The organism is Spirilliplanes yamanashiensis, from assembly GCF_016863475.1.
GTDB lineage: Bacteria > Actinomycetota > Actinomycetes > Mycobacteriales > Micromonosporaceae > Spirilliplanes > Spirilliplanes yamanashiensis.
On sequence record NZ_BOOY01000031.1, the window covers coordinates 77,996 to 96,719 of the forward strand.

The following is an 18,724-nucleotide window of genomic DNA, read 5'->3' on the forward strand; positions in this document are numbered from 1 at the left end:
CGGAACAGCCGAGGCGGGGCCGGGTGTCGGAAATCTCAGGACTTAGCGGGATCAGCCCCGGCCGGGGCGGCGGCCGTAGAAGCGGCGGCCGCTGCCGGAGCCGGAGCCGGCGCGCGGGCCGCTGCCGACGCCCGCCAGGTACAGGGCCAGCAGGAGCAGGCCGAGCGACGCCATGGTCGGGAAGTTGAACAGGTCCGGGGCGCCCAGGTTGGTGTCGAGCAGGTCGAGCAGCAGGTAGACGCCGAACACGACGGCGGCGGCGATGGCGAGCATGGTGTCCTCCGGGGGTGGTGAAGCGTTGGGCCTGCTGTTACCCGGATGCGGGCGACTCCGAAACTCCACTGTCGACCGGAACTGATCGGCGGGCCGCCAGGTAGAGCGGGGCGGCCGCGGCGAGCACCCCGGCGCCGGTCAGCATGGCCGCCTCGACCGACACGGCGGCGGCCAGCGCGGTCAGGGCGATCCCGCCGATCGCCCCGGCCGGCTGGCTGACCATCGAGTTGAGCGACACCACGCTGGCCCGGTACGGCCCCTCGACCTGGCGGTGCAGCAGCCCGGAGTGCACCGGGTTCGCGGCGCCGTGCACGGCGTAGCAGAGCAGGAACGCCGCGAGCACCCCGGCGGGCCCGGCGGACAGGGCCATGCCGGCCACGGCCAGCCCCTGGGCGACGCGCAGCCAGAACCCGCTCCACGGCGCCCCGATGCGCCGGGCGAGCAGCGGCACGGCGGCCGCCCCGGCGGCGCTGACCAGCCAGGCCGCCGACGAGGCCGGGCCGAGCAGCGCGGCGGCCGCGTCCCGGCCGCCGGCCATGACCTCGGCCAGCTTCACCGCCGTCAGGGCCTCGAACGTGACCATGCCGAAGCCCCAGAACAGCTCCACCGCGATCAGCGCCAGCAGCACCCGTGACCGCTTGACCAGCCCGAACGCCCCGCCGACGGCCGTGGGCACCCCGGTGATCGAGGCGCGCAGCGCGGACGTGCCGCGCGGCGGGCGGACCTCGCGCAGCAGCAGCGCGACGGCCACCAGCGCGACGACCTCCAGCGCGATCGCGACCAGCACCGGGGCGGTGAGCGCGGTGACCGGGCCGTACGGCCCGAGCGCGATGATGCCGCCGCCGGCCAGCGCGCCCGCGCCGATCGCCCCGCTCAGTGCCGCGCTCCCCCGGCTGAGGCCGGTCTCGATGTCGGCGGCCGGGTCGGCGGCCAGCGCGGTCTCCACGTACCAGGCCTCCAGCGGGCCGCTGTCCAGCGCCCGGTACACGCCCTGCAGCACGAAGCAGGCCAGGAACAGCGCCATGGAGTCGGCGAGGGCGAGCAGGGTCAGCGAGCCGAGCTGCACCACGACGGCGGCCAGCAGCACGGGCCGGCGCCCGATGGCGTCGGACAGCCCGCCGGTCGGCAGCTCCAGGAACAGCACGACGAAGCCCTGCGCCGCCGCGACCAGCCCGAACTGGGCGAGGGTGAGGCCGCGCTCCAGCGGCAGCAGCACGAAGATCGGGATGAGCAGGCCGGTGGGCAGCCAGCGCAGGGCGTTCAGCACCAGGTAGCGGCGGCGCACGGCGGCCGGCGTCAGAGGGCTCATGCGTCGCCCTGGCGCGGGAAGGCGTGCAGGTACAGCAGTACCTGCCGGGTGTCGTCGGTGGCGGGCGCGGCGTCGGCGGCCGCGCGGTGCCGGGCGACGACCTCGCCGAGCTCGTCCACGAGGGCCCGCAGCCGGGCGGCGTCGAGCGACAGGATGTAGTCGGAGCCGGACGCGGCGTCGCGCCATTGCCTCGGCCAGGTGGGGGCGGTCTCGGCCCACCGCCGGGCGTGGTCGGCGAACCGGCGCACGGCGTTGGCGTCGAGCCAGCGCACGGCGGCGGCCGCGTCCGGGTCGTCGTCGTAGTCGCTCGGGAAGAAGCTGCTGATGTCGTGCTCGGCCCGCCACCAGCGCTCGCGCCCGCGCCCGGCGCCGGCGTCCTCGGCGACCAGGCCGGCGGCGGCCAGCTGGCGCAGGTGGTAGCTGGTGGCGCCGGTGTTGGTGCCGAACGTGGCGGCCAGCCGGGTGGCGGTGGCCGGGCCGTCGAGGCGCAGCTGGGCGAGCAGGCGCGAGCGCAGCGGGTGGGCGAGCGCGCGCACCTGCTCGCCGCTGAGCCGCACCACGCGGGGATGAGCGTCCATGCCGTGCACAATACTTGTGCACAGATATTGTGCAAGGTCTCCGGTCAGGCGCGCTGCCGCTCCGCGCGGCGCCGGACCAGCTCCTCGACGGCGGACGGCAGCGTCGTCTCGAAGTCGATGAGCTTCACCCAGGTGGGGGTCACGACGATGCGCACCATGGCGTCGTAGAGCGAGCGCACCTCGGCCTCCCACGCCACCCGCTGCTCGGGCGTCATCGCGTAGCTGCCGTTCATCCGCAGGTACTCGGCCGGGATGCCGTCCACCACGTCCAGCTCCGCCCGGCCCCGCACGAGCAGGATCGTGGGCGGGTGCACCTCGGTGTCGACGGTCAGGGCGACCGCCGGATTGCGGCGCAGGGCGGGCAGCTTCGGCGCGTTCGTCGTGGTGCACATGACGATCTCGGCGCCGTTCCACGTGAACGCGATCGGCACGCAGCGCGGGGTGCCGTCCGCCGCCACGTAGGCCAGCCGGGCCAGGTCACGGGCCAGCAGCTCCTGGCTGAGCGGCCGGTTCAGGATGTCGGTGATCTCGCTGGGTCGCATGGCCGGGTCCTCCGCGGTGCCGTCGGGCGGCCCGTGCGCCGCCGCTCGCGCACCGGGGACGGAGCCCGCCCGGCGTTCTCGACATCGGCCGCCTATTCGGCCAGCCGGAACGCCAGCTCCGTGCGCCACTGCGACAGGTCCGGCTCCTCCGCCGGGTCGCTCAGGTACGTCTCCAGCCGGGCGCCCCACTGCTCGCCGTCCGGGCCGGGCGCCACGTCGAAGGCCAGCCCCTGCGCGGCCGCCCAGTCGAGCAGGTCGCGGGTGGCAGCCTCGAGGGTGTCGGGGTGGCCGGTGTGCAGGGCGACGACGTAGCGGCCCGCGGGCAGCTCGCCGGCCACCACCTCGCCGTCGCCGGTGACCGGCTGCGCCACGGGCACGCCGGCGGCGATGGCCAGGACGCCGACCATGTCGATGACCTCGTACCGCAGGAAGGGGGCGCCGGCCGCGTCGATGCCGCGCTCGCCGAGCCAGTCGAACACCTCGCTGACGCGCGCGGCGACGTGGCCGACGGTCTGCATGGTGACGTGGCCGCGCACGGCGACGTAGGGCTGGGCGGCGCGCTGCTCGACCGTCGGCATGGCCCTCACCCTAGGTCAGCGGGCGGGCCAGGATCTCGGAGACGGGCCGCAGCGGGGTGGCCAGCAGGCCCGCGGCGCGCGACGCGTCGAGGCGCACGTCGGCGGGCCGGTGCAGGCCGCGAGCGGCGACCGTGTCGACCGGGATGCGGGCAGGGTCGAGGCCCCACCGGGCGGCGACCAGCTCGCCGAGGCGGACCCGGCTGACCGGCTCGGGGCCGGCCACGTTGAGGGTGCCGGCGACGTCCGAGGCCGCGAGTTCCAGGACGGCGGCCGCCAGGTCCCCCACGTCGACCGGGCAGCGGTACTCGTCGGCGAACAGGGCGCCGCCCGGGATCCGGCCCTCGATCATGTCGCGGCACAGCGCGATCTGCTTGCTCCGGCCGTCGCCGTCGACGATGAGCGAGGTGCGCACCAGCACGGCGGACGGGTCGATCGCGGTCACGGCGGTCTCGGCGGCGGCCTTCGCGGCGCCGTACATGTGCACCGGCGTCGGCGGCTCGGCGTCGCCGTACGGGGTGGGCCGGCCGCCGTGCAGCGCATCGGTGCTCACGTGCACCAGGCGCGCGCCGACGGCCGCGGCGGCCAGGGCCACGTGCGCCGCGCCGTCCGCGCAGACGGCCCACGAGTCGTTGCGGTACGCGCAGTTGACGACCACCCGGGGGCGGACCGCCGACACCAGGGCGAGCACCGCGGCCCGGTCGGTGATGTCCAGGTCGGCGCTGCGGGTGCCGACCACGTCGCGGCCGGCGCGGGCGGCGACCTCGCTGCCGAGGTAGCCGCTCGCGCCGACGACGAGCGTGGTCAGTTGGACTTCTCCACCGGCGCCGCGACACCGGCCGAGCCGGCGGCCGGCGCGGGCGCCTTCGGCTTGGCGTCGACGCCGGCCTCGAGGCGCTGCTGCGCGGTGATCGGCGTCGGCGCGCTGGTCAGCGGGTCGAAGCCGCCGCGGGTCTTCGGGAACGCGATGACCTCGCGGATGGAGTCGTTGCCGGACAGCAGCATGCAGGTGCGGTCCCAGCCCAGCGCGATGCCGGCGTGCGGCGGGGGGCCGTACTTGAACGCCTCGAGCAGGAAGCCGAACTTGTCCTGCGCCTCGTCCGGCGCGATGCCGAGCAGGTCGAACACCCGCGACTGCACGTCGCCGCGGTGGATACGGACGCTGCCGCCGCCGATCTCGTTGCCGTTGACGACGATGTCGTACGCGTACGCCAGGGCGCGGTCCGGGGCCTCCTCGAACCGGTCGAGCCACTCGGAGTTCGGCGACGTGAACGGGTGGTGCACGGCCGTCCAGCCGCCGTCGTCGGTGCGCTCGAACATGGGTGCGTCGACCACCCAGCAGAACGCCCACGCGTCGGCGTCGATCAGCCCGGTCCGCTTGGCGATCTCGATGCGGGCGGCGCCGAGCAGCTCCTGCGCCTCGCGGCGGTGCGCCGACGCGGCGAAGAAGATCGCGTCGCCGGGCTTGGCGCCGACCTGGTCGGCCAGGCCGGTCAGGTGGTCCGCGGACAGGTTCTTCGCGACCGGGCCGCGGGGCTCGCCCGTCGACTCGTCGAGCACCACGTAGGCCAGGCCGCGGGCGCCGCGCGCCTTGGCCCAGTCCTGCCAGCCGTCCAGCTCCTTGCGGGACTGGGCCGCGCCGCCCGGCATGACGACCGCGCCGACGTAGCCGCCGGCGTCGATCGCGCCGGCGAACACCCGGAACTCGGTGCCGCGCAGGTAGTCGGTGAGCTCGTTGAGCTCGACGCCGTAGCGCAGGTCGGGCTTGTCGGAGCCGTAGCGGTTCATCGCGTCGGTCCAGGTGATGCGCGGGATCGGCAGCTGCACCTGGTGGCCGGCCAGCTCGCCCCACAGCTTCGCGACGAGCTCCTCGCCGAGCGCGATGACGTCGTCCTGCGTCACGAACGACATCTCGATGTCGAGCTGGGTGAACTCGGGCTGCCGGTCGGCGCGGAAGTCCTCGTCGCGGTAGCAGCGGGCGATCTGGTAGTACCGCTCCAGGCCGGCCACCATCAGCAGCTGCTTGAACAGCTGCGGCGACTGCGGCAGCGCGTACCAGGTGCCGGGCTGCAGCCGGACGGGCACCAGGAAGTCGCGGGCGCCCTCGGGCGTCGAGCGGGTCAGCGTCGGCGTCTCGATCTCGTGGAAGCCGTGGCCGTGCAGGACCTCGCGGGCGATCTGGTTGGCGCGGCTGCGCAGCTTGAGCGCGTTCGCCGGGCCGGAGCGGCGCAGGTCGAGGTAGCGGTACTTGAGCCGGATGTCGTCGCCCGCGTCGACGTTGTCGTCGATCGGGATGGGCAGCGGCGCGGCCTCGCTGAGCACCTCGAGCGCGCTGGCGGTCACCTCGATCTCGCCGGTGGCCAGGTCGGGGTTCTCGTTGCCGGCCGGGCGGCGGGTGACCTCGCCGGTGACCTTGACGCAGAACTCATTGCGCAGCGCGTGGGCGTCCTCCTCGCGGAAGACGACCTGGGCGATGCCGGAGCCGTCGCGCAGGTCGACGAAGATGACGCCGCCGTGGTCGCGCCGGCGGGCCACCCACCCGGCGAGCGTCACCGTCGTGCCGGCGTCGCTCGCGCGCAGGCTGCCGGCGTCATGGGTACGGATCACGGGACGAACTCCTCGGGACTCTTCGGGGCACGGGGCGCCCGGCCATTCTGTCAGGGGAGCCGCCCGCGGCGTGGCACGGGGCGCGACACAGCGCGGCGCCGTGGCCGGGACCGCCACGGCGCCGCGCGTTCCGGGGGGCCGGTCAGTCGGAGGTCCAGGAGGTGGCGCGCAGCGTCACCGTGCCGTCGGCGGCGGTGGCGCCGGCCTGCAGCAGCACGACGCTGCCCGGCTCGCCCTCGGCGCCGGTGCGCACGCACAGGGCCAGCCCGTCGCGCAGCGGGATCGCGGTGACCGGGTCGAGCGGGTCGGACAGCAGCCGCTCCTCGCAGGTGGCGGCGGTGGGGCTGGCGCCCGGCTCGGCCGACGACGAGCGCAGCAGCGCGCCGCCGCCCGCGCCGGGGCCCAGCCGCAGCACCGCCGACCGCCCGGCGCAGGCGGTCTGCACGTCGGAGCCGGTGGTGGCGGCCGGGACGGCGCGCGGCTCGTCGAGGTCGAGGTACACGGCGGTGGCGCAGCCGGCCCGCACCGGCACGGCCTTGCCGGCGTAGCGCACGACGCCGGCGGCCGGCGGGCCCGCCGCGTCGGCGGGCGCGGTGGCCGAGGGGGCCGGGGTGGCGGCGGACGGGTCGATGAGGACGGTCGGCTCGCCGGGCGGCGGCGCGACCGCCGCCGACACCACCGCCGATGCGGCGGCCGAGGGGGTGACCGTGGGGGCGGCCGTGGGGGCCGCTCCCCCGGTGCCGGCCACCGGGACCGGGGCGGCGGCCGAGGCGGCGTCGAGCGCCTGCCGGCCGAGCCAGACGGCGTAGCCCGCCGCGAGCATCGCGAACACGGCCAGGAACACGGCGAAGGCGGCCGCCCGGCCGCCGCGTCTGCGGGGCGCGGCGGCGGGCGGCCCGTCGTCGTGCAGGCGCACCGTCGGACCGTCGTCGACGGGCCCGTCGAACGGGATGAAGTCGGGGTCACGGCCGTGGGGCGGGCGGTGACCGTTGCCCGGGGGCGCCGAGGGCCAGTCGGCGGGGATGGCCGGGGGCTGCGAGGGCACGGTGAACTCCTACGGCGTGTGGGGGTGGGAGCCGCCCGCCGGTGTTGCGGAGTCAGGGGGTCGCGCCATTGCGGACAAAACAGGTCCGAGGCGGGCGTAGCACCACGATAAGCGCAGCCCGGGCCGCAGACGATCCCCCGGCCCGGTGACCTGGGCGCGGGACCTAGGCGCCGTCCAGGTTGGCCGTCATCTCCGCCACCTCCGCCAGGCGCTCGGCGCGGCTGCGCGGCCGGCCCGGGGCGTCCGGGCGGGCGTGCCACGGCCGGGGCCCGTCGAGCGGCCGGTACTCCACGCCGAGGGCGTCGAGGCGGGCCAGGTGCGCACCGAGCCGGGCGGCGAAGCCGGCGTAGTCGCCCCCCGTGCCCCAGGCCACCTCGGCGAAGGCGCACAGCCGGGGGAACGCCATGTAGTCGATGCGCCGGGCCGACTCCATGTGCTCGGTCCAGACGTTCGCCTGGGCGCCGATTACGCGCGGCGTCAGCTCCGGCGGCAGGCCCGGCGGCACCGGGTCGAAGGCGTACACGTCGGCGAGGGTCAGCTCGGTGCCGACCGGGGTGGGCTCGCCGGGGTCGGCGGACTGGCGGTAGTCCAGGTAGACCGCCGTGTCCGGGCAGGCCACCACGTCGTGGCCGGCGCGGGCGGCCAGCACCGCCGGGCCGGGGCCGCGCCACGCGGCGACCGTGGCGCCGGGCGGGGCGCCGCCCTCCAGGATCTCGTCCCAGCCGTAGACCCGGCGGCCGCGCGACGCCAGGTGCTCGGCGACGCGGCCGAGGAACCAGCTCTGCAGCGCGTCCTCGTCCGGCAGGCCGAGCGCGCGCATCCGCTCCTGCGCGGCCGGGCTGGCGCGCCACTCGTCCTTGGGGCACTCGTCGCCGCCGATGCCGACGTAGTCGCCGGGGAACAGCGCGCACACCTGGTCGAGCACGTCGCGGCAGAAGCCGAGCGCGGTGTCGGAGACGTTCAGCACCTGGGTCGCGATGCCCCAGGCCGTGCGCACCCGCGGGTCCGCGGCCAGGCCGTTGCCCAGTTCGGGGTACGCGGCGATCGCCGCCTGCATGTGCCCGGGCAGGTCGACCTCCGGCACGACGGTGATGTGCCGCTCGGCCGCGTACGCGACGATCTCGCGCAGGTCGTCCTCGCTGTACGCGCCGCCGTGCGGGCGGCCGTCGTCGCGGCCGTGCCGCCAGTCGCCCAGCGACGACGACGCCCGCCAGGCGCCGACGGTGGTCAGCCGCGGCCAGCCCGGCACGGGCAGCCGCCAGCCCTGGTCGTCGGTCAGGTGCAGGTGCAGCACGTTGAGCTGGTGGAACGCGGCCAGGTCGACGAAGCGCAGCACGTCGGCCGGCGGCAGGAAGTGCCGGGCGACGTCGAGCAGGACGCCGCGCCAGGCGAACCGGGGCGCGTCGGCGATCCGCACGCCGGGCAGCGGCCACGGCCCGGCGGCGACCGCGGCGCGGCGCAGGGCCGCGGGCGGCAGCAGCTGGCGCAGGGTCTGCAGGCCGCGGAACACCCCGGCGGGCGAGCCGCCGGCCAGGTCCACGCCGGACGGCCCGACGCGCAGCGCGTACCCCTCGTGGGGCCGGCCCGGGTCGAGGCGCAGCGTGACGCCCCCCGCACCCGGCGGGAACGCGCAGCCGGTGGCGGGGCCCACGGTCCGGCGCCACCAGGCGGCCTCGCGCTCGCAGCCGGGCGCGGCGGACAGCGGCGTGTCGGGCCGCAGCACGAAACCCGGCCCGCCGGACACGGCGGAGACGGGTGCGGGAACGGTGGAGATCGTCATCGCCGGCCTGCTCAGAAGTAGGTCTCGAGGACGTCGCGCACGACGTCGTCGTCGTCGACCACCGGCAGCGCGCGCCACTTGTCGAACGCGGTGCAGGGGTGCGAGATGCCGAACCGGACCAGGTCGCCGATGCGCAGCCCGCTGCCCTCGACGTAGCAGTGCTGGTCCTGCAGCCGGGTCACCACCAGGCCGTCGGCGGAGCGCAGCACGCCGGCGCGCCGGATGACCTGCGGCTCGGGCAGGCCCTCGTCGAACGGGGCGTCCCGCTTGCCCATGCCGACGATCGCCAGGCCGGGCTCCGGTGTGGACAGCACCTGCGCCCACACGGCCAGGGCGGGGCGCAGCTCGCCGGCGATCCGGGCGAACGGGGTGTGCTCGCGGTAGTAGCCGTCGTCGTGGGTGACGTAGGCGCCGCTGCGCAGCACCCGCAGCGAACCCTCGGGCGCGTGCGACAGCTTCTCGGCGACGACGTCGAACCAGGCGCTGCCGCCCGCGCTGACGATGCCCGCCCCGGTGGCGTGCGCGGCGGCGACGAGGTCGTCCAGGAAGCCGGGCACGTCGGCCGCGCCGCCCTCGTAGCCGGTGACCCCGGCGAACCGGGTGCCGGGCGCCTCGGCGGCGGCGTCGGCCACGGCGCGCAGCCGGTCCAGGCCGCGGGCGCCGGTGCGGCCGCCGTCGTGCCCCAGCTCCACCAGCACGGGTACGGGCGCCGAGCGCGCGGCCCGGCTCGCCGCCTCCACCCCCTCGACGGAGTCGACCTGCAGGTAGGCGTCGAACCCGGCCTCGATCTCGCGGGCCAGCCAGCCCAGCGCCGCCGGGTCGAGCAGCAGGTTGGCCAGCAGCACCCGGGGGGCGCCCAGCCGGCGCAGCACCAGCGCCTGGTGGGCGGTGGCGACGGTGCACGCCCACGCGCCGGCCGCCAGCTGCGCGGCGATCAGCCCGGGCGCCATCGACGTCTTCATGTGCGGCGCCAGTTCGAGGCCGTGCCGGGCGGCGAAGGCGGCCATCGTGGCGATGTTGTGCTCGACGGCGCTGCGCCGCAGGGTCAGCACCGGCCAGGTGAAGCCGCCGCCGAACAGGCTCTCCCCCACCGGCGCGGGGCCGCCGTCGGGGCGCCAGAACCCTTTTGCCCGCCAGTCGATGCCGACTTCTGGAACGTCCACTGTCGCCTCCCCTTGACCGGGCACGCATGATCGCGCACGCTGTGCAAGTTACTACGAACCATTAACGAACCCTGTTCGCGAGTGTGAGGAACCGTCCCGTGCCGGTGGCGATGGTGATCGGCCTGGTGGTGCACGCCAGCCACCGGGCCCGCTTCGAGGAGGCCGCCCGCACCCTCAGCGGCGTGAGCCTCGCCTGGGCCGTCTACGACAACGAGGACGAGATCCACCAGCGCGTCGAGTCGCTGCTGCGCAGCACCGGCGTCGACGGCGTGCTGCTCGGCCCGCTGCCGTACGTGCGGGTGCGCGACCTGCTGCCGCCCGACCTGCCCGTCGCCGTCACCCGCTCCGCCGCCCTCGACCTGGCGCTGGCCTGGTGCCGGGCGCTGGCCAGCGGCTGGCCCACCACCCCCGTCAGCGTCGACACGTTCGCCCAGGAGACCGTCGACGAGGTCGCCGAGGCGCTCGGCATCGACCCGGCCGGGGTGTCCTGCCTGCCGTTCGACCCCGAGCGCACCGTCGACGACATCGTCGCGTTCCACCGCGCCGCCCTGGCGCGCACCGGCGCCCCGTACGTCATCAGCGTGCGCACCGCCGTCGCCGCCGCCCTCGACGGCGAGGTGGAGGTGCTGTCCGGGCTGCCCGGGCCCATCACCATCCGCGCCGAGCTGCACGAGCTGGCCCACCGCATCCGCACCCGCCGGGCCACCGGGCGCCGGTTCGCGGCCGGGGTGTTCCTCGTCGCCAAGCCGTCCGGCGCCGGTGCCGGCCCGCACGAGGCCACCGCCCTCGACCGCGCCCGCGTCGGCCTGATGAACCTGCTGCTCAACACCCCCGAGTTCGCCGACGCGTGGATCGAGAACCGCGGCCGGCGCGGCGTCGTCGTGTTCGCCCACGCCGCCCTGTTCGAGGAGCTGACCTCGCAGTGGGTGGCGCTGCCGGTGCTCGGCCAGGCCGAGGAGGCGCTCGGCGTGCGGGCCGCCGCCGGGTTCGGCATCGGCGCGTCCGCCCGCATCTGCGTCGCGCTCGCCGAGCGGGCCGCCGCCCGCGCCGAGCAGGACGACGTGCCCGGCGCGTACCTCATCGAGGACAGCGGCGTCATGATCGGGCCGATGGGCGGCGCCGGGCCGGCGCTGTCGTTCACCTACCGCGAGCACGGCACCGGGCTGGAGGCCCTCGCCGGACGGGCCCGGCTGTCCCCCGCGACGCTGTCGCGCCTGGCCGCCCTGGAACGCTCCCTGGCCGGGCAGCCCATCTCGCCCAGCGACCTCGCCAGCTCGCTCGGCATCACCGACCCCAGCGGGCGGCGCCTCATCCGCAAGCTCACCGAGTCCGGGCTCGTCACCGCCGACGGCAGCGCCCAGGTGCACCGCAAGGGCCGCCCGACGCGCCTCTACCGCCTCGCCATCGGCGCGGCGCTCGACGAGAAGTAGGAGAACCCTTGCCCCACGACCTGCTGCTGACCGGCGGTCACGTCATCGACGTGGGCGGCGGCCGCACCGGTTGCTTCGACGTGGCGGTGCGCGACGGGCGCATCGCCGACGTCGCGCCCGCGCTGCCCCGCGACGCCCACGAGATCGTGGACGTGTCCGGGCGGGTCGTCACCCCGGGGCTGGTGGACCTGCACACCCACGTGCACCCCGGAGCCACCTACTGGGGCATCGACCCCGACCCGGTGGCCTGGTACTCGGGCGTCACCACGTGGGTCGACGCCGGGTCCGCCGGGGCGTACACGCTGGACGGGCTGCGCGGCGCCGCCCGGCGCGCCGCCGTGCGGGTGCCCGCCCTGCTCAACATCGCCGCGCCCGGGCTGGCCGCGCGCACCGGCGAGGGCCGCGACCTCGCGCACTGCGACGTCGACCTGGCCGTGGCCACCGTCAGCGCGAACCGCGACCTCGTCGCCGGCATCAAGGTGCGCATCGACGCCGAGACCGTCGGCGCGAACGGCGTCGAGCCGCTGCGCCGGGGCCTGCGGGCGGCCGCGGCGTGCGCCGTGCCGGTCATGGTGCACATCGGCGCCGCCCCGCCCGCCCTGGGCGAGGTGCTCGACCTGCTGCGGCCCGGCGACATCGTCACCCACTGCGCCAGCGCCATCGCCGCCGTCTCCGACTCCGGCGCGGTCGCCCCGGCCGTGCGCGACGCCCACGCGCGCGGCGTGCTGTTCGACATCGGGCACGGCTCCGGCGGGTTCGCGTTCGACGTGCTGGAGGCGCAGCTCGCCGCCGGGATCGTGCCGCACACCGTCTCCACCGACCTGCACGCGCGCAGCGTCTACGGGCCGGCGTTCGACCTGCCCACCACGATGGCCAAGCTGCTCGCCGTCGGGATGGCGCTGGACGACGTGGTGGCCGCCGCCACCGTGCGGCCCGCGCGGGCGCTCGCCCTGCCCGGCGGCGCCGGCACCCTGACGCCGGGCGCGGCCGCCGACATCGCCGTGTTCCGCCTGGAGGACGGCCCGTTCGAGCTGGTCGACGCGCACCGGCAGCTGCGCCGCGCGCCCCGGCGGCTCGTCAACGAGGCCACCTACGTGGCCGGCCGGCGGCTGCCGCCGCGGCTGCCCGCCCCGCCGCCGCCGTGGATCCCGCTCACCGACGCCCAGCGCAAGGCGCTGCGGCAGCGCGAGGACGCCCTGCGCGTGCTGCTCACCGACCCGCTCGTCGACGCCGACGGCCTCGCCGAGCAGTTCCCCCGGCCCCGGCCGGTCCACTAGAAGAGGAGAGACATGCCCAAGCGCGTCGTCAACACCCCCGACGCCGGCCCGCCCGGCGGCCCGTACTCGCACGCGGTCGTCGCCGGCGACACCATCTACCTGGCCGGCGCGTGCCCCGTCCTGCCGGATGGCACCTGGGTCAGGGGCGACTTCGCCGAGCAGGCGCACGCCACCTTCCGCAACCTGCGCATCGTCGCGGAGGCGGCCGGCGGCAGCCTCGACCAGGCCGTCCGGGTCGGCGTGTACCTGCGCGACTTCGCCGACTTCCCGGCGATGAACGAGATCTGGAAGGAGTACTTCCCCGCCGACGCGCTGCCCGTGCGCACCACGCTGCCGGTGGCGCTGAACGGCTTCGACATCGAGGTCGACGCGATCCTCTACACGGGCGACTGATCCTCCGCGCCGGTTCGGCGCGTACGGCCGGGCGCCCGCCGCGACCGGCGTGGCGTTCATGGCGCCCGCCGCGATCGACGCGATGCCTGGCGACCGGATCGGCATCCGCCGCCCGCTCGTCCCGGTCGCCGACACCCGCTCGCGCGGCAAGGCCGACCTGCCGCTCAACGACGCCACGCCGCGCAGCGAGGTGGACCCCGACACTGGCTCGCCTGGCGCGACGACCTGATCTGCGGCCGGCACGGCGAGGACCCCGGCGACGCCGCGGTGGACACCACGGTGCGGTGGGCCGGCGTGACCGTGCACCGGCACCGGCTGGCGGTCGGCCCGGCGGCGCCCGGCTGGGACTCCCCCGCGGTGCTCGGCACGGCCCGCGCGACCGGCACGCTGCTGCTCATCACCGACGACCCGCCGGCGCCCGGCCCGCTCGGCCCCGGCGCCGCCGTCATGCCGCTGGCCGCCCGCGGTCCCGGCGCCGCGGTGCTGGCGCAGGCCGTCGGGGCCGACATGCGCGCGGTGCGGGCCGCGCTCGACCCGCTCACCGTGGGGGTGCCGGCGCCCGCCGCCTGACCCGTATCGTGGCGCGATGCCCGCCGCCCGGACCACCGACCGCCTGGCCTGGCTGGACGGGCTGCGCGCGGTGGCCGCCCTGCTGGTGCTGTACGCGCACCTGAGCCACCACCTGCTGCGCCCCGCCCGTGCGGTGTCCGCGGAGTGGCTGCACGCCGGCACCGCCGGGGTCCTGCTGTTCTTCCTCGTCAGCGGCTACATCGTCCCGGCGTCGCTGGAGCGGCACGGCGACCTGCGGTCGTTCTGGGTCAACCGGGTGTTCCGCCTGTTCCCGCTGTACCTGGCGGTCGGCGGGCTGGTCGCCGCCCTCGGCGCGGCGGGCCTCGTGCCGGTCGACCCGTATCTGGCCGCCCACCCGGGCACCGCGGCGCTGGCGCACGCCACCATGCTGCCGCACCTGCTCGGCGTGCCGCTGCTGACGGCGGTGTTCTGGACGCTCACCTTCGAGATGGTGTTCTACCTGCTCATCAGCGCGCTGTGGGCGCTGCGGCTGCGCCGGGCGGCCGCCCCGGTGGCGCTCGCCCTGGGCGGGGCCGGGGTGCTGAGCGCCCCGCTGCCGGCGACGCTGCCGCCGCCCGCGGTGGCGGTGCCCGCCGCCGCCGTCGTGCTGGTGCTGGGGCTGGCCGCCGTCACGAGCGGGCGGCGGTGGGCGGCGCCCGCGGGCGGGCTGCTGCTGGCCGGGCTCGCCGGGACGCTGCTGGCCGCCGGCCAGGACCCGGCGCACGCCTGGGACGGCCTGCTGATCGTGGCGGTGATGTTCGCCGGGGCGACGCTGCACCGGGCGGACCACGCCCGCACCGGCCGGCGCCGCGCGGCGCTCGTGGCGGCGCTGGCCTGCGCGGCGGTCGGCGCCGCGCTGGTCGTCGTGTGGTTCGCCGAGCTGGCCGCGCTGGGCGCGCCCACCGCGACGTACCGGGCCCGGGCGGTGCTCACCCTGGCCGTCGTGGCGGGCGCGTTCGCGCTGGCCCGGTGGGCGGGCCGCGCGCCGCGCCCGCTCGCCGCGCTGGGCCGGATCAGCTACTCCGTCTACCTGCTGCACGTGGTGCTGATCCAGCTGCTGGCGCCGGTGCTGGGCCGGCTCGCCGACCGGCTCCCGCTCGCGGCGGAGGCGGTGGCCGCGGCCGCGTTCACCGGGCTGCTGGCCGGCCTGTCGTGGCTGACCTGGCGGTACGTGGAGCTGCCGGGCCAGCGGCTGGGCCGCCACCTGAGCCGCCACCTGAGCGGCCGCCGGAGCAGCCGCCGGGCCGGGCGCCGCGGGGGCGCCCGGCCGGAACCGCCCTCAGGCGGCGACGGCGATCGGGACGCCGTGGTGGTCCGTCAGCGCCAGCCGGGTCCGCAGGTTGCCGTTCTCGGCGATCCGCTGGAAGTAGTCCGAGCGGCGGCGGCCGAGCAGCGTGTCCGTGCGCGCCGGGGCGATGAGCTCCGGTGACAGGGTGCTGTTCAGGCCGTCGCGCAGCAGCCGCAGCGCCTCGGTGCGCATCTGGGAGATGCGCGACTCGGTGACGCCGAGCTGCTGGGCGATCTCCTGGATCGGCCGCTCCTGCAGGAACGAGCCGGTCACCACCTCGCGCAGCCGCTCGGGCAGCGCCTGCACCGCCTGGTGCAGGTAGCCGAGCTTCTCGCGGCGCAGCAGCAGGTCCTCCGGGCCGTCGGCCTGCTCGGTGACCATCTCGTCGGCGACGCCGCTGGCGAACCCCTGCAGGCTGAGCAGGGCGGCCTTCTGGACGTCGTCGTCGTGGCCGGCCACCTCGTCCACCGAGATGCCGAGCATCTGCGCGACCTCGGCGTTGGTCGGGGTGCGGCCCAGGGCCGCCGTCAGCTCCTGCCGGGCGCCGTCGATGCGGCGGGCGCGGCTGCGCACCGAGCGGCTGGCCCAGTCCTGGCCGCGCAGCTCGTCGAGCAGGGCGCCGCGGATGCGGACAGCGGCGTAGCGGTGGAAGGGGATGCCCCGCTCCGGGTCGAAGGAGCGGGCCGCGCCCAGCAGGGCGGCGAATCCGGCGGAGCACAGGTCGTCGGCGTGGATGTGCGCCGGAACCCGGGAGAGCAGCTCCCGGACCAGGTGCCCCACCACGGGCATGTTGTCGCGAACCAGTTCCTCGATCTCGCGCGTGTTCGGCGCGGCGACGGTGAGGTCCCTGGTGTCGGCGGGGCGCTCGAGTGTGCCGTTCACGTGGTCCTCCTCTTCGTGCGAGCCGGCGGGCTGACCGGCTGACGAGAAGGACTCTTGGCGTCCCAAGGTGCAAGGACGGGTGAATTCGGTTGCTAATCGGTTGTAAACCGGTGAGAAGGCTCAGGCCCGCGCGTGTCGGAATTGCGACGTGTCGTGTCCCGGGCACGCGCGGGCGCTACGGCCGCTCGCCGGGGGAGGCCCTCACCGGGTGGCGGCGGTCCGCTGCGTGATCGGCGCGATCTGGGCGACCTGCTTGCGGGCCCACCCCATGCGGCACACCGCGGCCTCCGGGTGGTCGCCGAACTCGGCGGCGACCGCGGCGGCACAGCCGTCACTGCCCAGGCGCAGGATCGTCGCGGTGACGGCGTCCTGCACGTCGGTGCGGGACGGCTCGTCGGACGGCTGCACGTGCGAGACGAACAGCGCCTCGGCGGCGAGGTCCTGGACGGTGCTGATCATGGTGCCCCCCGGTGTCGGACTTCCCTTCCCTGTGATGTACATAACCGCTTCCTAGGTGCGCATTCGATGATCGGACGGTTGCCACGCGGTTGTGTCGCAAAAATCGCACACACTTCCGCACGACAGCGCCTCGTCCGACGCTAGCGCGCCGTGCGGCGGATCGTCCTGAACCGACTCAGACGATGCCGGGCAGCAGGCTGCCCCCGTCGCTGGGCTCGGGCTCGACCACGGGGGTGGGGTTGCCCGCCTTGGGGGTGCGGGAGGCCTTCTTGGAGGCGCGCAGCTTCTTCAGCTCCTCCTTGAGCTTCTTCTTCAGCTTGGCCTCCTCCTCCGGTGTGGTGGTGGGGCCGCCGGTGGGGGTCGGCTCGACGATGCCGGTGCGGCTCGTCGTCGGGGTGGGCTGCCCGCCGGGGGTGCCGCCGGGACCACCCGTGCCGGTGGTGCCGTCCGGGGGGACGACGACGCCGCCGGGCTGGCCCGGCAGGCCGGGCGCGCCGGGCAGTCCGGGGGCGCCGGGCTGGCCGGGCTGACCGGGCAGGCCGGCGCCGCCGTTCGCGAGCACCCGGCCGTCGGCGTCGGTGGGCTGCGGGACCTTCGTCGGCTTCACGCCGGGGGTCGCCGACAGGTACACCTCGCACAGCGAGCCGTTGAGGGCGAAGGATGACGGCAGCGCGTTGCTCTTGTCGTAGACGCCGACCACCTCGGCCTCCGCCCAGCCACCGGCCGCGATCGGCGTCATCGAGGTGGCGGTGACCATCCGGTCCGCCTGCTCGACCTTCAGGCCGTCGCTCGTGATGACCTGGTCGCCGGGCAGGCCGAAGCGCAGCTTCCACTCCGACACCGGGGTGGCGAGGCGGTTCTGCACGGTCAGCGCGGCCGTGAACGCCTTGTCCTGCTCCTTGGTGACCGCCCACGTGACGATGCACGAGCTGGGCCGCGCCACCCCGTCGGGCGGCGCCGCCTGCGACGAGTCGTTGCCGGCCTGGACGCGGCTGTAGGCGTAGCCGCCGGACGCGACGAGCAGGGCCGCGGCGGCGACGACCAGCGCGGCGCGCCGGCCACGGTCGGACGGCGGGGAGACCGGCGGCGCCGGCGGCTTGGGCGGGCCGGGCGGGCCGGACGGGCCGCGCTGCACCGGCACCGCGGCACCGGCGGCGGGCCCGGAGCGGCCGTCGGGCCGGGGCTGGTGGCCGTTGGCGGCGGACCCCGCGCCGGCGGCGCGGCGCAGGCGGCGGGAGGTGGACTCGCCCGGCGCCAGCACGGCGACGCCGCCGGACGGCGCCCGCAGCGCCCCCGACGGCGGCGGCTCGGCGCCGGCGGCCGGGGCAGGCTCGCGCAGGCCCTTGGCGGCCGCGGCGGCGCGGGCGGCGAGGTCGCCGGAGACGGCCTCCTTGGCGACCCGCCCGGCGGCACCGGCAGCAGCGGCACCGGCAGCAGCACCGGCGGCCGGGGCCGCGCCCGACGCGGCCACGACGGACTCACCGGGCCGGGGCGGACCGGCGGGACCGGCGGGCGGGCCGTCCGGGATCTCGCCCGAGCCGGCCACGGCCAGCGCCGACGCCTCGACCCGCCACGGCAGGATCGTGGTGTGGCCGTCGGCCGCGGCGGCCTCGGTGGTGACGAGCGGCAGCGGGGTGGCCGGGGCGGTCTGGGCGACCCGGATCAGCAGGCGGGCCAGCTCGCTGCTGGACGGCCGCAGGTCGGGCTGCTTCTGCAGGCTGCGGCGGCACACCTCGGCGACGGCGTCCGGCAGGCCCTCGATGGGCGGCAGCGGCTCCGGCTCGGTGTACTGGTGGGCGCGCAGCAGCGCCGTGGTGGTGCCGGCGTCCCACGGCAGCATGCCGGTGAGCATGCGGTAGAGCAGCAGGCCGACCGCGTACACGTCGGTGGCCGCGCTCACCTGGCCGCCCTCGAGGCGCTCGGGGGCCAGGTAGGCGGGGGTGCCGAGCAGGCTGCCGTCGGCGTCGAGGTCGTTCTCGCCGACGAGTGCGCTGATGCCGAAGTCCACGACCTTGGCGCCGGCCGTGGTGAGCATGACGTTGGCCGGGGCGATGTCGCGGTGCACGATGCCGCGGGCGTGGGCCGCGGACAGCGCGGCGGCGACCTCGGCGCAGGTGCGCACGGCAGCCGGCCAGGGCAGCTTGCGCAGCCGGGCCAGGACGGCCGACAGCGCCTCGCCGTCGACGAGCTCCATGACCACGTAGGGCACGGCGGTGCCGTCGGCCGCGGCGGACTCGCCGTAGTCGTAGACGTTGGTGATGTGCGGGTGGCTCAGCCGCGCCGCGGCCTGGGCCTCGGTGCGCAGCCGCCGCCGGAAGACCGGGTCGTCACTGGAGGCCGTCGGCAGCACCTTGACCGCCACCTGCCGGCCGAGCACCTCGTCGAAGCCCCGCCACACCACTGCCATGCCGCCGGCGCCGAGTCGCTCGACGAGCCGGTACCTGCCACCGAGCAGGCTCGAGGCCGGCAGATCCGCCGCGCTCATGTGCCCCCACACGCGCACAATCGTCGTCCGTCGAACACGCACCGCCATGCGCACGCGACGTGGGGCGA

General features: G+C 76.4%; 18 protein-coding genes and 1 pseudogene. 6 read left to right on the plus strand and 13 right to left on the minus strand.

Features of this window, described 5'->3' with window-relative positions:
- Positions 1 to 51: 51 nt before the first annotated feature.
- The 10 genes from Sya03_RS22245 to Sya03_RS22290 all read right to left on the minus strand — a co-directional run bounded on the left by Sya03_RS22245 (position 52) and on the right by Sya03_RS22290 (position 9,872).
- Positions 52 to 273 carry a hypothetical protein gene (locus Sya03_RS22245; protein WP_203940308.1) on the minus strand — a complete coding sequence of 74 codons (222 nt, stop codon included), beginning with the start codon at positions 271 to 273 and terminating at the stop codon, positions 52 to 54.
- 37 nt (positions 274 to 310) lie between these two features.
- On the minus strand, positions 311 to 1,582 hold the full coding sequence (locus tag Sya03_RS22250; RefSeq protein WP_203940309.1) for an MFS transporter: 1,272 nt from the start codon (positions 1,580 to 1,582) through the stop codon (positions 311 to 313).
- Positions 1,579 to 2,160, minus strand: a complete 582-nt coding sequence (locus tag Sya03_RS22255; protein WP_203940310.1) for an ArsR/SmtB family transcription factor — start codon at positions 2,158 to 2,160, stop codon at positions 1,579 to 1,581. Before Sya03_RS22255 ends, Sya03_RS22250 begins: the two co-directional genes overlap by 4 nt.
- 44 nt (positions 2,161 to 2,204) lie before the next feature.
- On the minus strand, positions 2,205 to 2,702 hold the full coding sequence (locus Sya03_RS22260; protein ID WP_203940311.1) for a pyridoxamine 5'-phosphate oxidase family protein: 498 nt from the start codon (positions 2,700 to 2,702) through the stop codon (positions 2,205 to 2,207).
- Positions 2,703 to 2,794: 92 nt separating this feature from the next.
- The gene (locus Sya03_RS22265) at positions 2,795 to 3,280 is read right to left on the minus strand and encodes a GyrI-like domain-containing protein (RefSeq protein ID WP_203940312.1); all 486 of its coding nucleotides are present in this window, start codon (positions 3,278 to 3,280) and stop codon (positions 2,795 to 2,797) included.
- 10 nt (positions 3,281 to 3,290) lie between these two features.
- Positions 3,291 to 4,085 (minus strand): sugar nucleotide-binding protein, encoded by a 795-nt coding sequence (locus Sya03_RS22270; RefSeq protein WP_203940361.1) that lies wholly within the window; start codon positions 4,083 to 4,085, stop codon positions 3,291 to 3,293.
- Positions 4,082 to 5,884, minus strand: a complete 1,803-nt coding sequence (gene aspS, locus Sya03_RS22275; protein WP_203940313.1) for an aspartate--tRNA ligase — start codon at positions 5,882 to 5,884, stop codon at positions 4,082 to 4,084. The genes Sya03_RS22270 and aspS overlap by 4 nt, the downstream gene beginning before the upstream one ends.
- A gap of 142 nt (positions 5,885 to 6,026) precedes the next feature.
- Positions 6,027 to 6,929: a hypothetical protein gene (locus Sya03_RS22280; RefSeq protein ID WP_203940314.1), complete on the minus strand. Its 903-nt coding sequence runs from the start codon at positions 6,927 to 6,929 to the stop codon at positions 6,027 to 6,029.
- 163 nt (positions 6,930 to 7,092) lie between these two features.
- Positions 7,093 to 8,709 (minus strand): beta-N-acetylhexosaminidase, encoded by a 1,617-nt coding sequence (locus Sya03_RS22285; RefSeq protein WP_203940315.1) that lies wholly within the window; start codon positions 8,707 to 8,709, stop codon positions 7,093 to 7,095.
- 11 nt (positions 8,710 to 8,720) lie between these two features.
- Positions 8,721 to 9,872, minus strand: a complete 1,152-nt coding sequence (locus Sya03_RS22290) for an alanine racemase (RefSeq protein WP_239107762.1) — start codon at positions 9,870 to 9,872, stop codon at positions 8,721 to 8,723.
- A gap of 83 nt (positions 9,873 to 9,955) precedes the next feature.
- Here Sya03_RS22290 and Sya03_RS22295 point away from each other — a divergent pair, with 83 nt between their 5' ends.
- From Sya03_RS22295 to Sya03_RS31180, 6 genes and pseudogenes are all read left to right on the plus strand, one after another.
- Positions 9,956 to 11,302 (plus strand): helix-turn-helix domain-containing protein, encoded by a 1,347-nt coding sequence (locus Sya03_RS22295; RefSeq protein WP_239107763.1) that lies wholly within the window; start codon positions 9,956 to 9,958, stop codon positions 11,300 to 11,302.
- Positions 11,303 to 11,310: 8 nt separating this feature from the next.
- Positions 11,311 to 12,579, plus strand: coding sequence for an amidohydrolase/deacetylase family metallohydrolase (locus Sya03_RS22300; protein ID WP_203940316.1), 1,269 nt, complete (start codon positions 11,311 to 11,313; stop codon positions 12,577 to 12,579).
- Between the two features lie 12 nt (positions 12,580 to 12,591).
- Positions 12,592 to 12,972: a RidA family protein gene (locus Sya03_RS22305; RefSeq protein WP_203940317.1), complete on the plus strand. Its 381-nt coding sequence runs from the start codon at positions 12,592 to 12,594 to the stop codon at positions 12,970 to 12,972.
- Positions 12,973 to 13,030: 58 nt separating this feature from the next.
- A complete protein-coding gene (locus Sya03_RS22310) occupies positions 13,031 to 13,201 on the plus strand; it encodes a hypothetical protein (RefSeq protein WP_306892144.1) in 171 nt (56 codons plus the stop codon).
- A gap of 38 nt (positions 13,202 to 13,239) precedes the next feature.
- Positions 13,240 to 13,542: a hypothetical protein gene (locus tag Sya03_RS22315; RefSeq protein ID WP_203940318.1), complete on the plus strand. Its 303-nt coding sequence runs from the start codon at positions 13,240 to 13,242 to the stop codon at positions 13,540 to 13,542.
- A 16-nt stretch (positions 13,543 to 13,558) separates the two neighbouring features.
- Positions 13,559 to 14,686, plus strand: a pseudogene (locus Sya03_RS31180) (acyltransferase family protein); the annotation flags it as partial.
- A gap of 135 nt (positions 14,687 to 14,821) precedes the next feature.
- Here the strand turns inward: Sya03_RS31180 and Sya03_RS22320 are convergent.
- The 3 genes from Sya03_RS22320 to Sya03_RS31735 form a co-directional block, all read right to left on the minus strand.
- Positions 14,822 to 15,712 (minus strand): sigma-70 family RNA polymerase sigma factor, encoded by an 891-nt coding sequence (locus tag Sya03_RS22320; protein WP_275411470.1) that lies wholly within the window; start codon positions 15,710 to 15,712, stop codon positions 14,822 to 14,824.
- A gap of 201 nt (positions 15,713 to 15,913) precedes the next feature.
- Positions 15,914 to 16,171 (minus strand): hypothetical protein, encoded by a 258-nt coding sequence (locus Sya03_RS22325; protein WP_203940320.1) that lies wholly within the window; start codon positions 16,169 to 16,171, stop codon positions 15,914 to 15,916.
- A gap of 175 nt (positions 16,172 to 16,346) precedes the next feature.
- On the minus strand, positions 16,347 to 18,656 hold the full coding sequence (locus Sya03_RS31735) for a protein kinase domain-containing protein (protein WP_203940321.1): 2,310 nt from the start codon (positions 18,654 to 18,656) through the stop codon (positions 16,347 to 16,349).
- Positions 18,657 to 18,724: the final 68 nt, after the last annotated feature.

Bases quoted from the DNA above. Each gene is read 5' to 3' on its own strand.
- Sya03_RS31735 (WP_203940321.1), bottom strand. From the start codon at position 18,656: ATGAGCGCGGCGGATCTGCCGGCCTCGAGCCTGCTCGGTGGCAGGTAC.
- Sya03_RS22310 (WP_306892144.1), top strand. From the start codon at position 13,031: ATGGCGCCCGCCGCGATCGACGCGATGCCTGGCGACCGGATCGGCATC.
- Sya03_RS22305 (WP_203940317.1), top strand. From the start codon at position 12,592: ATGCCCAAGCGCGTCGTCAACACCCCCGACGCCGGCCCGCCCGGCGGC.
- Sya03_RS22265 (WP_203940312.1), bottom strand. From the start codon at position 3,280: ATGCCGACGGTCGAGCAGCGCGCCGCCCAGCCCTACGTCGCCGTGCGC.
- Sya03_RS22260 (WP_203940311.1), bottom strand. From the start codon at position 2,702: ATGCGACCCAGCGAGATCACCGACATCCTGAACCGGCCGCTCAGCCAG.
- Sya03_RS22325 (WP_203940320.1), bottom strand. From the start codon at position 16,171: ATGATCAGCACCGTCCAGGACCTCGCCGCCGAGGCGCTGTTCGTCTCG.
- Sya03_RS22245 (WP_203940308.1), bottom strand. From the start codon at position 273: ATGCTCGCCATCGCCGCCGCCGTCGTGTTCGGCGTCTACCTGCTGCTC.
- Sya03_RS22250 (WP_203940309.1), bottom strand. From the start codon at position 1,582: ATGAGCCCTCTGACGCCGGCCGCCGTGCGCCGCCGCTACCTGGTGCTG.
- Sya03_RS22255 (WP_203940310.1), bottom strand. From the start codon at position 2,160: ATGGACGCTCATCCCCGCGTGGTGCGGCTCAGCGGCGAGCAGGTGCGC.
- Sya03_RS22285 (WP_203940315.1), bottom strand. From the start codon at position 8,709: ATGACGATCTCCACCGTTCCCGCACCCGTCTCCGCCGTGTCCGGCGGG.